Annotated in this window: 15 protein-coding genes; 3 read left to right on the forward strand and 12 right to left on the reverse strand. The window is 65.4% G+C overall.

Annotated elements, in window-relative coordinates; genetic code table 11:
- Window positions 1-66 precede the first annotated feature (66 nt).
- The 3 genes from miaB to VB618_RS06530 all read right to left on the reverse strand — a co-directional run bounded on the left by miaB (window position 67) and on the right by VB618_RS06530 (window position 2,704).
- Window positions 67-1,425 (reverse strand): tRNA (N6-isopentenyl adenosine(37)-C2)-methylthiotransferase MiaB, encoded by a 1,359-nt coding sequence (gene miaB, locus VB618_RS06520; RefSeq protein ID WP_329795782.1) that lies wholly within the window; start codon window positions 1,423-1,425, stop codon window positions 67-69.
- Window positions 1,426-1,758: 333 nt separating this feature from the next.
- Window positions 1,759-2,442 carry a glutathione S-transferase family protein gene (locus tag VB618_RS06525; RefSeq protein WP_329795783.1) on the reverse strand — a complete coding sequence of 228 codons (684 nt, stop codon included), beginning with the start codon at window positions 2,440-2,442 and terminating at the stop codon, window positions 1,759-1,761.
- Between the two features lie 22 nt (window positions 2,443-2,464).
- A complete protein-coding gene (locus VB618_RS06530) occupies window positions 2,465-2,704 on the reverse strand; it encodes a DUF1127 domain-containing protein (protein ID WP_329795784.1) in 240 nt (79 codons plus the stop codon).
- 125 nt (window positions 2,705-2,829) lie between these two features.
- Between VB618_RS06530 and VB618_RS06535 the strand changes: the two genes are divergently transcribed.
- The gene (locus VB618_RS06535) at window positions 2,830-3,765 is read left to right on the forward strand and encodes a transcriptional regulator GcvA (RefSeq protein ID WP_329795785.1); all 936 of its coding nucleotides are present in this window, start codon (window positions 2,830-2,832) and stop codon (window positions 3,763-3,765) included.
- Window positions 3,766-3,877: 112 nt separating this feature from the next.
- Here VB618_RS06535 and VB618_RS06540 read toward each other — a convergent pair whose 3' ends face one another.
- From VB618_RS06540 to tsaB, 4 genes are all read right to left on the reverse strand, one after another.
- On the reverse strand, window positions 3,878-4,648 hold the full coding sequence (locus VB618_RS06540) for a lysophospholipid acyltransferase family protein (protein WP_329795786.1): 771 nt from the start codon (window positions 4,646-4,648) through the stop codon (window positions 3,878-3,880).
- The gene (locus VB618_RS06545; RefSeq protein WP_329796148.1) at window positions 4,645-5,019 is read right to left on the reverse strand and encodes a Fur family transcriptional regulator; all 375 of its coding nucleotides are present in this window, start codon (window positions 5,017-5,019) and stop codon (window positions 4,645-4,647) included. Before VB618_RS06545 ends, VB618_RS06540 begins: the two co-directional genes overlap by 4 nt.
- Window positions 5,020-5,150: 131 nt before the next feature.
- Window positions 5,151-5,636, reverse strand: coding sequence for a GNAT family N-acetyltransferase (locus tag VB618_RS06550; RefSeq protein WP_329795787.1), 486 nt, complete (start codon window positions 5,634-5,636; stop codon window positions 5,151-5,153).
- A gap of 10 nt (window positions 5,637-5,646) precedes the next feature.
- Window positions 5,647-6,330 carry a tRNA (adenosine(37)-N6)-threonylcarbamoyltransferase complex dimerization subunit type 1 TsaB gene (gene tsaB, locus VB618_RS06555; RefSeq protein ID WP_329795788.1) on the reverse strand — a complete coding sequence of 228 codons (684 nt, stop codon included), beginning with the start codon at window positions 6,328-6,330 and terminating at the stop codon, window positions 5,647-5,649.
- Between the two features lie 134 nt (window positions 6,331-6,464).
- Between tsaB and VB618_RS06560 the strand changes: the two genes are divergently transcribed.
- Window positions 6,465-7,049 (forward strand): NUDIX hydrolase, encoded by a 585-nt coding sequence (locus tag VB618_RS06560; protein WP_329795789.1) that lies wholly within the window; start codon window positions 6,465-6,467, stop codon window positions 7,047-7,049.
- A 217-nt stretch (window positions 7,050-7,266) separates the two neighbouring features.
- On the opposite strand, the gene VB618_RS06565 is transcribed toward VB618_RS06560, so the two are convergent.
- The 5 genes from VB618_RS06565 to VB618_RS06585 all read right to left on the reverse strand — a co-directional run bounded on the left by VB618_RS06565 (window position 7,267) and on the right by VB618_RS06585 (window position 12,259).
- On the reverse strand, window positions 7,267-7,827 hold the full coding sequence (locus VB618_RS06565) for a NifU family protein (protein WP_329795790.1): 561 nt from the start codon (window positions 7,825-7,827) through the stop codon (window positions 7,267-7,269).
- Between the two features lie 163 nt (window positions 7,828-7,990).
- Window positions 7,991-8,488, reverse strand: a complete 498-nt coding sequence (locus VB618_RS06570) for a universal stress protein (protein ID WP_329795791.1) — start codon at window positions 8,486-8,488, stop codon at window positions 7,991-7,993.
- Window positions 8,489-8,579: 91 nt separating this feature from the next.
- Window positions 8,580-9,620, reverse strand: coding sequence for a tryptophan--tRNA ligase (gene trpS / locus VB618_RS06575; protein ID WP_329795792.1), 1,041 nt, complete (start codon window positions 9,618-9,620; stop codon window positions 8,580-8,582).
- A gap of 131 nt (window positions 9,621-9,751) precedes the next feature.
- Window positions 9,752-11,308 (reverse strand): murein biosynthesis integral membrane protein MurJ, encoded by a 1,557-nt coding sequence (murJ, locus tag VB618_RS06580; RefSeq protein ID WP_329795793.1) that lies wholly within the window; start codon window positions 11,306-11,308, stop codon window positions 9,752-9,754.
- A 324-nt stretch (window positions 11,309-11,632) separates the two neighbouring features.
- Window positions 11,633-12,259, reverse strand: coding sequence for a thioredoxin domain-containing protein (locus VB618_RS06585; protein WP_329795794.1), 627 nt, complete (start codon window positions 12,257-12,259; stop codon window positions 11,633-11,635).
- 178 nt (window positions 12,260-12,437) lie between these two features.
- Here VB618_RS06585 and VB618_RS06590 point away from each other — a divergent pair, with 178 nt between their 5' ends.
- Window positions 12,438-13,337, forward strand: a complete 900-nt coding sequence (locus VB618_RS06590) for a protein-L-isoaspartate O-methyltransferase family protein (protein ID WP_329795795.1) — start codon at window positions 12,438-12,440, stop codon at window positions 13,335-13,337.
- The last annotated feature ends 2 nt before the right edge of the window (window positions 13,338-13,339 follow it).

Below are 13,339 nucleotides of genomic sequence, written 5' to 3' on the forward strand. Positions count from 1 at the left end.
CCTCTCCTCTGAATGTTCGCCGCAGGACGTGCGGCGAACGGATATGGGGTCTTCTAGGGTTATCGACTAGGCCGCGGCCTGATTGCCGGGTCCGATCCATTCCCCGAACAGGCTGTTCGAGCCTGCTCGAATAATCCGCACCGTCACGATCTCGCCAGGGGCATGGCGGTCGCTCTCGAACTGCACGGGCTGCAGGTAGGGCGACTTGCCGGCCATCTGGCCCGGGTGACGACCCGGCTTCTCCAAGAGAACGTCGAGACTCCGCCCAACGGTTCCGTGATTGAAAGCCTGCCGCTGCATTTCCAGTAGGTTTTGCAGCCGTGCCAGACGCTCGGCCTTCACGGCCTCGGAAACCTGGGTCTCGATGTCTGCCGCCGGGGTGCCGGGGCGGGGGCTGTACTTGAACGAGAAGGAGCTGGCAAAGCCCACATCCGCCACGAGCCGCATGGTGTCCTCGAACTCCGCATCCGTCTCGCCGGGAAAGCCGACGATGAAATCGGAGGAGAGCGCCAGACCGGGCTGGGCGTTGCGGATGCGCTCAATCAGGCGGCGGTACTCGTCGCCCGTGTGCCGGCGGTTCATGGCGTCGAGAATGCGGTCGGAGCCGGACTGCACCGGAAGGTGCAGATAGGGCATCACCGCCGGCAGATCGCGATGAGCGGCGATCAGCTCGTCATCCATGTCGCGCGGGTGGCTCGTCATGTAGCGCAGCCGCGCGATGCCGGGGATCTCGGCCAAGCGGTGCAGCAGACGGCCGAGCGACCACACGGCACCGTCAGGCCCCTCGCCGTGATAGGCGTTGACGTTCTGGCCGATGAGCGTCAGCTCGCGCACGCCGGCATCGACGAGACGCAAGGCTTCGTCGAGGATCTTCGCCACGGGGCGCGAGACTTCCGCGCCGCGGGTATAGGGCACCACGCAGAACGTGCAGAACTTGTCGCAGCCTTCCTGAATCGTCAGAAACGCCGACACGCCCCGGTTCCGGATCGCCGCCTTCGAGGGCTTGGGCAGATGGTCGAACTTGTCCTCGACCGGGAATTCCGTGTCGACGACGCGCTCGGACTGCGACTTCTTCAGCAGGCTCGGCAGGTTGTGATAGTTCTGCGGTCCCACCACCACGTCCACGGCGGGCGCCCGGCGCAGGATCTCCTTGCCCTCGGCCTGGGCGACGCAGCCGGCGACCACGACCTTCGTCTCCTGACCGGCCGCCTCGCGCTCCATCTTCAGCTCGCGCACGCGGCCGAGCTCTGAATAGACCTTCTCGGCGGCCTTCTCGCGAATATGACAGGTGTTGAGGATGACGAGATCCGCCTCCTCCATGGCCTTGGTTTCGCTGTAGCCCTCCGTCGCCAGCATGTCGGCCATGCGCTCGGCGTCATAGACGTTCATCTGGCAGCCATAGGATTTGACGAAGACTTTTTTCACAAGGTCGGCCTGTTCTGCTGCAATCGGGCGGGCGAAGATGAGCGCCCTTTTAGGCCTTTTATGCGTGCAAGAGAATAGCGGCTGTTTGGCTCAAGACCCAGGTGTCATCCCGGACGCCGTAGGCGATCCGGGATCGGGTTCAGGATAGAGCGCTATTTCCCTCCCCCTTGTGGGGAGGGATTAAGGGTGGGGGTGCCGGCGCCTCACCTTCACAGGCTATCGCTCACACCCCCACCTCCAACTCCTCCCCACAAGGGGGAGGAGGGCTTCTGTGCCACACTCGTCCAACGATCCCGGATCTGCGCTGCGCTCCGTCCGGGATGACGAGCGTGATCATTCCCGGAACGCGCCCACGACCGGCGCCGACAATTCCGCATCGGCGGCGAGGATCTCGGCAACGACCTTCGCGAAAGCCGGACGCATGCTGAGCCGATCATACCAACCGGCCAGCGCCTCATGTCCCCTCAACGACGGCCCGCCCAGACGGCGGGTCCAGAACACCGTCATGAACACGGCGATGTCGGCGGCTGAGAAAGCGCCGCAGAGATAATCCTTATCCTGAAGCTGCCGGTCGAGCGTGGCGAAATGGCCGGCAAGCGCAGGCTCGGCCTCCCGGGCCTTCAGCTCCTTGGCTTCCCAGCGCTCAAGATCCTCCGGCTTCGGCTCGGTCCGGTGCATGAGAAAGCGCAACGGCGCCAGCATGATCTCGTCGGCGAAGACGTCGAGCAGGCGGCAGCGGGCGCGCTCCCGGGGATCTCTCGGGTAGAGCGACGGCTCTGGGTAAGCGTCCTCCAGATATTCGAGGATCACCGTCGAATCGTAGAGGGACAGATCCCCTTCGACGAACACGGGAACCTGTCCCTTGGGATTGAGGGCCAGCACGTCCGGGTGCCTGGGGGCATAGCCCTTGGTCTGGCTGAAGGCGACCCCGATGCGCTCGAAGGGAAGCCCCTTCTCGTAAAGGGCGATCTCCACTTTACGCGAGAAGAGGCTGACGGGACCGGAATAGAGCTTCATCGGGGGCCTTTTTCGATTGAGATTATCGGCTGATCGACGGCGGCAGGTGGTCCTGCCAGGAGGCCTCATTCAAGCCCTCCACGTCTGCCCGCGACAACCCGATATCATGCAGCGCATGGTCGTCGAGCTCGTACAAGATCTTCGAGGTCCTGCGCCGGTCAAGCCAGGCCTCATAGCGCAAAAGCAGGTTCATGAGCGTGCTCCCATGGTTGCGGTGGGTAGTATGGAACCCAAGATTTGCTGTGGCATATCCGGTCGCCATGATGGTTCTCCTTCAATGGCGCTTCACTGGATATAAATATGGTCCTGTGATAGGCATCGAGCAAACGAGAAGTTCTTGCGCCTGACCCAAGGAAAACTTGGGCAATGTACCCTGATGGATCCACCATGTCCCGTCGCCGTCTGCCGCCGCTCAATGCCCTGCGAGCCTTCGAGGCCGCCGCGCGTCACCTGAATTTCGAGAAGGCCGGCGACGAGATCGCCGTGACGGCGAGCGCCGTGGGCCAGCAGGTAAAATCGCTCGAGGCCTGGCTCGGCCGGCCGCTTTTCCTGCGCCAGCCGAGCCGGGGGGTGGCGCTCACCCCCTTGGGCGAGCGCTATGCCGCCTCTCTGTCCGACATCCTCGACCGGCTCGACGAAGCGACAGCCCAGGCCCTGCGGCCGGACGCTTCGAACGTCATCACCGTCAGCGCCATGCCGAGCCTCGCGTCGAATTGGCTCATTCCCCGACTCGGCTCGTTCCACCAACGCCATCCGGAACTCGATGTCCGTGTCTCGGTCTCGATGCAGCTGACCGATTTCGCCCGCGAGGACGTGGACATCGCGATCCGCTTCGGCCGCGGCGAGTATCCGGGCCTGCGCACGGACCTCATGATGGAGGAGTTCTTCTTCGCCGTGTGCAGCGCGGCCCTGCTCAACAATCCGGACCGGCCGTTGCGAGAGCCCGCCGACCTGCGCCATCACACCCTCATCCATGAGGCTGTGGGAGCCGTGCCGGACTACACCACCTGGGAGCGCTGGCTGAAGGCCGTGGGCGTCGAGGGAATCGACACCTCCCGCGGCCCGCGCTTCACCCATACCTATCTCTGCCTGCAGGCGGCGGCGTCCGGCCAGGGCGTCGCGCTGGCGACCAGCGTCCTGATCGGTGATTATCTCCAGGCAGGCCGCTTGGTGCAGCCCTTTCCGCAGCAGGTGAAGGGCGCCTACCGCTATTACGTCGTCTGCCCAGAGGCGACGGCGGACCGGCCTGCCATCGCGGCGTTCAGGAGTTGGTTGCTGGACGAGGCGAGGGCGCAGGGGGCTGCAGAGGGGGAGCGTTCATAAAACCCTCACCGTCATGGCCGGGCTTGTCCCGGCCATGACGGTGAGCACGGCGCTCCCCATGATCGGGATCACCGGCACAAGGCCGGTGATGACGTGGAGGATGGTACCAACATCACACCGCCGACAGGGCGCGGCGTACCTCAGCCTCGGCAAAGGCGGTGGCCTGCTTGCGGCTGCCGTTGAAGGGCATCGGCTCGCCCCAGGTCACCACCACGTCCAGCGGAATGCCGCGAATGAAAAGCTTGAGGTGGGGCGCCAGATCCATGTCGCCGTACCAGGCGATAAAGGGGCGGTCGCGTCGAGTCACGGGCAGGCCGTGACGATGGGTATAGGTGATGGCGAGCGGCTGCAGGAGCACGCGCTCGACGCTGTCATGCATGAGGGCGGTCTGGGCCGCGCCGACCAGGGAGGAGCGGAATGGCAGAAGCCGGTTGCCGTCGCCCGTGGTGCCTTCGGCAAACAGCACGATCACTTCGCCCTTCACCAGCCGGTGGGCAAGCGCATCGTTGACCTCTGCGGTGGCCTTGCGGCGCTGGCGGTCGATGAAGACGGAGCGCTGGAGCGTCGCCATAAAGCCGACCACCGGCCAGCCCTCGATCTCGGATTTCGCGATGAAGGAGAGCGGGTGCAGCGATCCGATCACCGGAATGTCGAGCCAGGAGACGTGGTTCGATACCACGATGGTGGGCGCCTTGCCCGGCGGCGTGCCCCGCTCGATGACGCGCACGTTGAAGATTTTGAGAAGCGCCCGGTGAAACCACAGGGGCAGCACGTGCAGGGTGACCGACCAGCCGAGGCGCAGGGCGAGCATCTGCAGCGGCACGAGCACGAGGCTGCCCAGGCCAAGCAGCAGCAGCCTGAAGGCGACGGCGATTGTCGTCACGCCTCGTCCTTGTCCAGCGGTACCGCGTAGAGTTCGAGTCGGTGATACACCACCTTGTAGCCGAGCCGCCTGGCGATCTCGTTCTGCAGCGCCTCGATCTCCTCCGAGCGAAACTCGATCACGTCTCCGGTCTCGAGATTGATCAGGTGGTCATGGTGCTCGCGGGCCGCCTGCTCGTAGCGCGAGCGCCCGTCGCGGAAATCGAGCCGCTCGAGAATGCCTTCCGTCTCGAACAGCTTCACCGTGCGATAGACGGTGGAGAGCGAGATGCGGTCGTCGACTTGCGCCGCGCGGCGATGCAGCTCCACCACGTCGGGATGATCCTCGGCCGCATCGAGAACCTGCGCGATGATCTTGCGCTGACCCGTCATGCGCAGGCCCTTGTTACGGCAGGCGCGCTCGATGGCGTCCGACCGGCGCGTTCTGGCGGATGTGCTGTTGCGTGTGGCCAAGGCTGAAACGACTCCTTGTGCAGCCTTATACGGGACGGAAACGAACGGGGCTATAGGTCCAGCGCCATGGTCAGGGCCGAAGCCTTCGTTCCGTCGGCCTTGTGGTAATAGCCCTCCCGCCGCCCGGTCTCGCGAAACCCGGCGCGGCGATAGAGGGCGATGGCCGGCCCATTCCCGTCCTCGACCTCGAGATGCACGCGGGCGACGCCGCGGCGGGACAGGGCGTCCAGATGGTGCGCGAGCAGGGCACGCGCGTGGCCCTTTCCACGCGCTTCAGGGGCGATCGCCACCGTGATGATCTCCGCCTCGTCGAGCACGATCCGCGACAGGACGAAGCCTGACGGTTTGGTGGTGCGGCCAAGAAAGAGCCCATCTGCCATGACGCCGCGTTCGCCGAGCATGCGCTCGAACTCGAGGGTGCTCCAGGGCCGCGGGAAGGCCGAGGCGTGGATCGCCGCAAGCCGCGCGGCGGCATCGGTGCCGACAGGCTCCACATGCGGCGCGGGCGGATGGAAGAAGCGATCGAGAATGCTCATCGCGAGAATTCTATTGCCTGGCGATTCGCGCCCCGTCCTGCGGCTTGGCATCGGGATCGCGCAGGTAAAGCGGCTTCGGCAGGGCCTGGGCCGGGTCGGCCAGCGCCCCGAGGCGGGCCACCCAGCCGATGTCGGGAAAGGTGGACACGTCGCTGACATGGGCATCGACGCCCTGCATCCTGGCCTCGGCCGCCAGCATGGCGGCGGCCGATCCGGCCACGACGATGGGTCCGGAGCCGAGAAGCCGGATCGCGTCGCGATAGGTCATCAGCCCCGGCGGGATAATGACCCGCCCACCGGGCGCAACAGCCTGGATGTAGAGGTGACCGTGCTTGGCATCGATGGCGGCGGTAAAAAGCCCCCGTTTGTCGCCCACCATGAGCGGCGCCAGAAAGGCCGAGAGGGTGGCGACGCCCACAACGGGAATGCCGGCCGCCAGGCCGATGCCGCGGGCGGCGCTGATGCCGACCCTCAGGCCCGTATAGCTGCCGGGTCCCACCGTCACGGCGACCCGGTCGAGGCTCTCGAAGCCGCCGTCCACCTGGGCTGAGAGCCGGTCGAGGAGCGGCATCAGGGCCTCCGCGTGGCCGCGCTCCATGGGGATGGTGTCGGCAGCCAGCGGCACGGTCTCTCCCGCCTCGACAATGCAGGCCGAGCAGGCGCCGAGGGCGGTATCGATGGCAAGGACGCGCAACGTTCGTCTCCGTCAGGTCTATGCGCTTCTTTAGAGCATGAAGCGGATCGGAGGAAACCCGGTTTCACGCTTCTGTCGTGCGGCCGGAGAGTTTCAGCTTGAGCGGGCTGGAAAGCCGGTGCCATGATCAATCCATGACAAATGCATCCAATCCTTCCTCCGCTGACCCCAAGCCCTGGACCGTGAAAACCTCGCGGGACGTGATTCGCGACCGTTGGGTCAAGCTTCGCGCAGACGATTGCGTGACCGCCGAGGGCGTGGAGGTAGCGCCGTATTACGTACTCGAATATCCCGATTGGGTTCACGTGGTGGCCCTCGACGACGAGGATCACATCATCCTGGTCGAGCAATATCGCCATGCCTTTGGGGGGATATCCCTCGAAGTGCCGGCGGGAGCGATCGACCAGGAGGATTCGTCCCCGCTCACAGCGGCAGCCCGCGAGCTCGAGGAGGAGACGGGATATGTCGCGCAGCACTGGCGCGCTTTCGGCAAGCACTCGCCCAACCCCGCGACCCACACGAACTTCTGTCATACAGTGCTGGCGCAAGGGGTGCGCCTGTCCGGCAAGACGTTGAACGACCCGACCGAACAGATCAAGGTGGTGCGGGTGCCGGTTCAGGAAGTCGTTCGGCTTGCTGCCGACGGTACGATTACGAATGCGATGCAGATCGCATCCCTGGCGATTGCCCTGAGCGCTATCGGCAAGTGGAGCCTGTAAACCTCGCTCCGACAGAACGCCTGAATCTTGGCGAGATCCGCTATCGCGCGCAGGGTGCCACGGAGTCGGGCGATCCTCCCGCCAGCGATCGGTGTGGGCCTCGCGAAAAGTCTGGTCCAGGACAGAGCGGACAGTGAGTCATTTCAATAGAAAAAGCGCGGCGTGTAAAAGCCGCGCTTCAATCTCAATGAGTCCCTGATGCCGGATCAGACAGTCGTCAGACCGCCTGCACCTCGCGCACGTCCGGCAGGAAGTGGCGCAGCAGATTCTGGATGCCGTGGCGCAGGGTGGCGGTCGAGGATGGGCAGCCCGAGCAGGCGCCCTTCATGACGAGGTATACCGTGCCGTCCTTGAAACCCCGGAAGGTGATGTCGCCGCCGTCGCCGGCCACCGCCGGGCGGATGCGGGTCTCGAGCAGCTCCTTGATGGTCTCGACAGTTGCGGCATCCTGTTCGTCGAAGAACTCCTCGCTGTCCACCTGCGAGGCGCCGTAGCCGTTGGCGAAAAGCGGCGCGCCGGTCATGAAATGCTCCATGATCGCGCCGAGGATCGCCGGCTTCAGGTGCTGCCACTCGCCGTCAGCCTTAGTAACGGTGACGAAGTCGTAGCCGAAGAATACGCCGGTGACGCCCGGCACGGCGAAGAGGCGCTCGGCCAACGGGGAAACTTCACCCTGCTCAGGCGTCTTGGCCTCGAAGGTGCCCTCCGGCATGACCACGCGGCCGGGCAGGAATTTCAGGGTGGCGGGATTGGGAGTGGCTTCAGTCTGGATAAACATCGTTTTCGTCCTCTGCGCCGGTTCAAGGCCGGCCGAGTGGCAGGTTTAGAATTATTCTAACAGATTCCTCTCCTAATGTGGAACGGATTGGGTCCGATTCCAAGGGGAGAACATATGCGGGTGCGTCATCCCGGGACTGCGACGGAAGGGTGAAGAGGATCGACTACCCCGCCAGCGCGTCGATCTCCTCGTCCGACAGGCCACCCGGCACGATCACGATGGGAACCGGGAATGAGGCGGCGGCGCGCCCGCCCAGGGTCGAGACCAGGGGGCCAGGGCCTTCCTTGCTGCTGCCGGCGCCGAGCACCAGGAAGGAGATATCCTCGTCCTCCTGGATCAGCTTCATGATTTCGTCCGCCCGGGTGCCGACGCGGATCACCTGCTCGGGTTCGACGCCCGCCGCATTGCGCGCCTCTCGGGCAGCGGCATCGAGGAGCTTCTGGGCCTCCTCGCTCGCCTCTTCGATCATCGCCTCGCCGACGCCGATCCATTCGAAATTATCGGGAGGGTCAACGACCGCGAGCATCACCATGCTGGCGCCCGTGCGAACCGCCCGGCGGGACGCGAAATGCACCGCCCGGGCGCATTCCGGGGTCTTGTCGACCACCACCATGAATTTCGGCCTATGGCCCGATTCGTAGGATCGACGCTTGTCGCTCACGGCATGCTCTCCTGCCTTAAACCCGATGCTGCCCTGCCTTTGCGCCATGGGCAAGTGCGTCATAGACAAGTGCGTCCTGGGCAAGCCGGGATCAGCGGGACCGCACGAAGCCGACGATGTCCTTGACCGAATCCATGGTGACGGAAGCCAGTGCCCGCGCCCGCGCGGAGCCGTCCGCAAGGACCGCATCGATATGCCCTGGGTCGCCCATGAGGCGGCGCATCTCGTCAGCGACCGGCGAGAGCTTCGTCACTGCCACATCCACAAGCGACGCCTTGAAGCCGGAGAACTGCGCGCCGCCATGCTGGCGCAGCACCTCTTCCGGCGCGGTGTCCATGAGGGCCGCGTAGATCGCCACGAGGTTCTCGGCCTCGGGCCTCGTCTTCAGGCCGTCAACCTCGGAGGGCAGCGGCTCGGCATCGGTCTTCGCCTTGCGCACCTTCTGGGCGATGGTGTCCGCATCGTCCGTGAGATTGATGCGCGAGTAATCGGACGGATCCGACTTCGACATCTTCTTCGAACCGTCACGGAGCGACATGACCCGGGTCGCCGGGCCCTGGATCATGGGCTCGGTCAACGGGAAGAAGGCCTTGCCGAAACCGTGCGCCGCGATCGACTCGGCCCAGTCGTTGTTGAATTTCTGGGCGATGTCGCGGGTGAGCTCAAGGTGCTGCTTCTGGTCCTCGCCCACCGGCACGTGGGTGGCGCGATAGACCAGGATGTCGGCGGCCATCAGGCTCGGATAGGCGTAGAGGCCCACCGATGCGTTCTCCCGGTCCTTGCCGGCTTTGTCCTTGAACTGGGTCATGCGGTTGAGCCAGCCGAGACGGGCGACGCAGTTGAACACCCAGGCGAGCTCCGCGTGCTGGGGCACCTGGGACTGGTTGAAGACGATGTGGCGCTTCGGGTCGATGCCGGCGGCGAGGAACGCGGCCGTCACCTCCCGGATCTGGCGGGTGAGGTCGGCCGGGTTCTGCGGCACCGTGATCGCGTGCATGTCCACGACGCAGTAGATGCAGTCGTGCGTCTCCTGCATGGCCACAAAGCGCTTGATGGCGCCGAGATAATTCCCGAGATGAAGGTTTCCGGTGGGCTGAACGCCCGAGAACACCAGCTCCTTGAACTGCGCCATCGTCTTGAACTCCTGCGGGACGTGCATGCGAGCCGAATGACCCGCGGACTGCCCCGAACCCTTTTCCAATGCACCGTCCTTCAGGAAGGCGAAGAGCCCGCCTCACCGGAACACGCGTCTGTGCGGCGGGGTTACGACAGGCCCGCGCCGGGACGCAAGGGTTCTGACGATTTTTTCGTGAGAGATGCCCAATCGTCGCGGGTGAGGGCGCCGGTTGCGAAGGCCGCAAGCGCATAAAGCACCAGGCCGCCGAGGCAGAAAGCCGCCAGCACGAGGGGCTCCGGCTCGGGAAACAGGCTTCCGGCGCTCAGGAGCCCTAGGCTCATGACGAGGGTTGCCACTGCGGTTCGCGCCAGGCGGCTCAGGCCCTGCCAGCCCGGCGACCAAAGGCCGAATCGGGACAGCCCCAGGATCACCGCGCCCGCATGACTGACGCAGCCGAGGCTGACCCCGAGCGCAATTCCGGTCAGGCCGAGCGGCCAGGCAAGGAGGAGGGAGGCGGTCACGGTCACGACGAGGCCGATGCCGGCGGCCGCGAGCGCCGCCCTCAATGAGCCAAGGGCGAAGAGGGTCTGGCTCAAGACCTTCGCCAATGTGGCGAAGGGCATCCCTAAGCTCAGGGCCATGAGCACCAGGGCGGTGCCCTCGGCGTCAGTGGACGCGAAGGCCCCGCGCTCGAAGAGAACCGTGCTGATGGGGCGGGCGAGGATGAACAGGGCGGAAGCGGCGGGCAGGGCCAGCAGCAGCGCCACCTCGAGCGCCCGGTTCTGTGCCGTCACGAGGGCCTGCCGCTCGCCGGCCTGATGGCGCCGGGCGAGCTCCGGCAGGAGCAGGCTCGCGCTCAAGCCCGCCATCAGGCCCAGCGGCAGCTGTATCACCCGCTCGGCGTAATAGAGCCAGGAGATTCCGGAGGGCCAGAAGGAGGCGATCTGGGTGGCGGCCAGAAAGAAGATCTGCACCGCGCCGCTGGCTGCCAGCACGGGAAGCCCGGCCAGCAGCAGGCTTTTCAGGAGAGGCGACCAGCGCGGCCGGCGAAAACGAACGAGGCGCGAGCCGCCCTGCAGGAGTGCGGCTGCGACGATGGCGAGCTGGATCAGGCCGGCGAGGGATGAGGCGGCGGCAAGCCATGCGGCCTTCCGGGCAAGCGGGAGATCGAAGCCGCTCTCAAGCACCACAAGCGCCAGGATCAACCCGCCATTGACTGCGAGCGGCGCGAGGGCCGTTGCGGTGAAGCGCCCGCGCCAGTTGAGAACGGCCGCCGCGATGGAGGCAAGGGTCACACACAGTACGATCGGAAAGGACAGGCGGGTATAGAGCGCGACCAGCGCCAGCGTCCCGGCATCGTCGTGCAGGCCAGGCGCGAGGAGAAAGGCGAGCAGGCCCGCGCCGATCTCCACAAAGCCGGTGAGTGCGAGCAGCGCAAGCGCAAAGGCGCCGAGCACGTCGCCCGCTACCTTCGCGCCCTCATCCGATTCCAGGCGGCTCAAAGCGGGCACGAGCGCCGGGTTGAGCCCGCCCTCGCCGAGGATGCGGCGCACGAGGTTTGGCAGGCGGAAGGCTGCCAGAAACGCATCCGCCACCGGACCGGTGCCCAAGGCCTGCGCGAACAGCACGTCGCGCACAAATCCGAGGATGCGCGAGGTGACGGAGCCGAGGCCGACCAGAAGGGAAGAGCGGATGAGCGACATGCGCCTCGGACTTAGCCGGTTCGCTTCGCCTCGTGCAACTTTCCCTTAATGGTTCACTGCATGAGACCTTCCCGTCATGGCCGTCCCCGGACTTGATCCGGGGATTAGTCCCGGCCATCCACGTCTTGGGAAACACCATCCTCATCCTGAGGAGCAGACGAAGTCTGCGTCTCGAAGCAGCTTCCAGAAAGCACTGGAGCCTCCTTCGAGACGGATTGCTGGCGCAATCCTCCTCAGGATGAGGTTCGGGGAGGCATTCTGGGAAATGACGTGGATCCCCGGCACAAAGCCGGGGATGACGTGGAGGGGGTAGGAGGAGAGCGCTTAGCCCCTCGCCACAGCGATAGCGTCGCGCTTCTGGGCAAGCGTCATGCCGCCCGCATAGGATTGAGTGGCGACCAGGAAAGACGGAGTGGCGACGAAGCCCAGCGAGGTGCCGAGCGTGAGGGTATCCTTCATCCATCGCGTCGTGCGCTCGGCATTGGCAGCCTCCTCCAGGCGCGGGCGGTTGCCGCCGAGGCGCTCGGCCTCCGCCAGCACCCGCGTACCATCCACCGCGCCGCGCAGGCGGAACAGGGCGAGGTGCAAATCGAGATAGCGCTCGGGGCCGTGGAGCTGGAGATAGGCGAGCGCCGCCTTGTGAGCCGTCACCGACGGGATGCCGAGCACGGCGAAATTCACCAGCACGTAGGAGAGGTCCGGCTCCGCCTTCAGCAGCGCCTGCAGGTCCTGGGCCGAGCGTTTGCACCAGGGGCAGTTGTAGTCGAAATACTCGATCATGATCACGTCGCCATGCGGGTGCCCGAGCCGAACGGCAGGCGGCAGGGCCAGCGTGTCCTCGACCAACTCGATGGGAACGAGCTGCGGCTCCGGGGCGGATTGCGCGAGAGCGGGAATGCTGACGCCAGAGACGGCAAGGCCGGCGAGAAGGGTACGACGAGACAAGATCATGACAAAGCGACTCGACTGAGGGAGGTCCCTCGCGCCGCCCTATCGTGGCAATGGCAAGGCCAAGGTTTGCTGCCTCGCAGAGTCGTGAAAGGTCATGCCAGAGCACGAAGCTCGGCTGTTCGGTTGCACCCGGCACCGATCGTGCCGACAATTCGTCTGACGTGTGAGGAAAAGCCCAATGACTTCCGTTTTCAGCCAGGACGAACTGGCCGTGATCCGGCGCGCCTATGCCAAGCAGATTCTTACGCTCTCCAGCATCGCAGACGACCCCAGGCTCGAGGAAGCGTTCGCCACGGTTCCGCGCGAGCGCTTCCTCGGTGCGCCGCCCTGGCTGATGTCGCGCGGGGCAAGCGGTTACGAGGCCGTGGCATCGGACGACCCAGTTGTGCTCTATCAGGATGCGCTCTTCGCTCTCGCGTCCGACAAGGGCGTCAACAACGGCAGCCCGTCCCTCCATGCCCGCTGCCTTCATGCCCTGTCTCTGCGCGAGGGCGAGCGCGTGGCGCATATCGGCGTGGGAACGGGCTACTACACGGCGATGCTCGCCCATCTCGTCGGGGCAAAAGGGCATGTGCTTGCCGTCGAGTTCGATTCAGTCCTTGCCGAGCGCGCCCGGGACAATCTGGCCGCGCACTCCAACGTCACCGTCGTCCAGGGTGACGGCGCCGAATGGCCGCGTGAGGATGTGGATGCTGTCTACGTGAACTTCGCCGTCGGGCGACCGGCCGACGCCTGGATCGAGCATCTGCGACTGAACGGCCGGCTCATCTTTCCTCTCGGCGTCCCGCGGCCGAAGCCAAGCTCTGGAGGAGGGACTCACTCGCTTTACGGTGCGGGGCTGTGCGTGACGCGAAAAAATGCCGGCCTTGCGGTGCAATGGCTCGGCCATGTTTCCTTCGTCTGTGCGCAAGGACGCCTGTCACAGCCGGGAGAGGACAGGCAGGCGCTGCAGGCTGCCTTCGAGGCTGGCGGCATGGAGTTCGTGCGCAGCCTGATCTGGCGGGAGAGTGCCCCTCTGGGACGGTGCTGCTTCACCGGATCGGGCTGGGCCTTGTCGTACGACGAGGTGCCGGAATAACC

The sequence above is a fragment of the Microvirga sp. CF3062 genome (genome assembly GCF_036314045.1).
Taxonomy (GTDB): Bacteria; Pseudomonadota; Alphaproteobacteria; order Rhizobiales; family Beijerinckiaceae; genus Microvirga.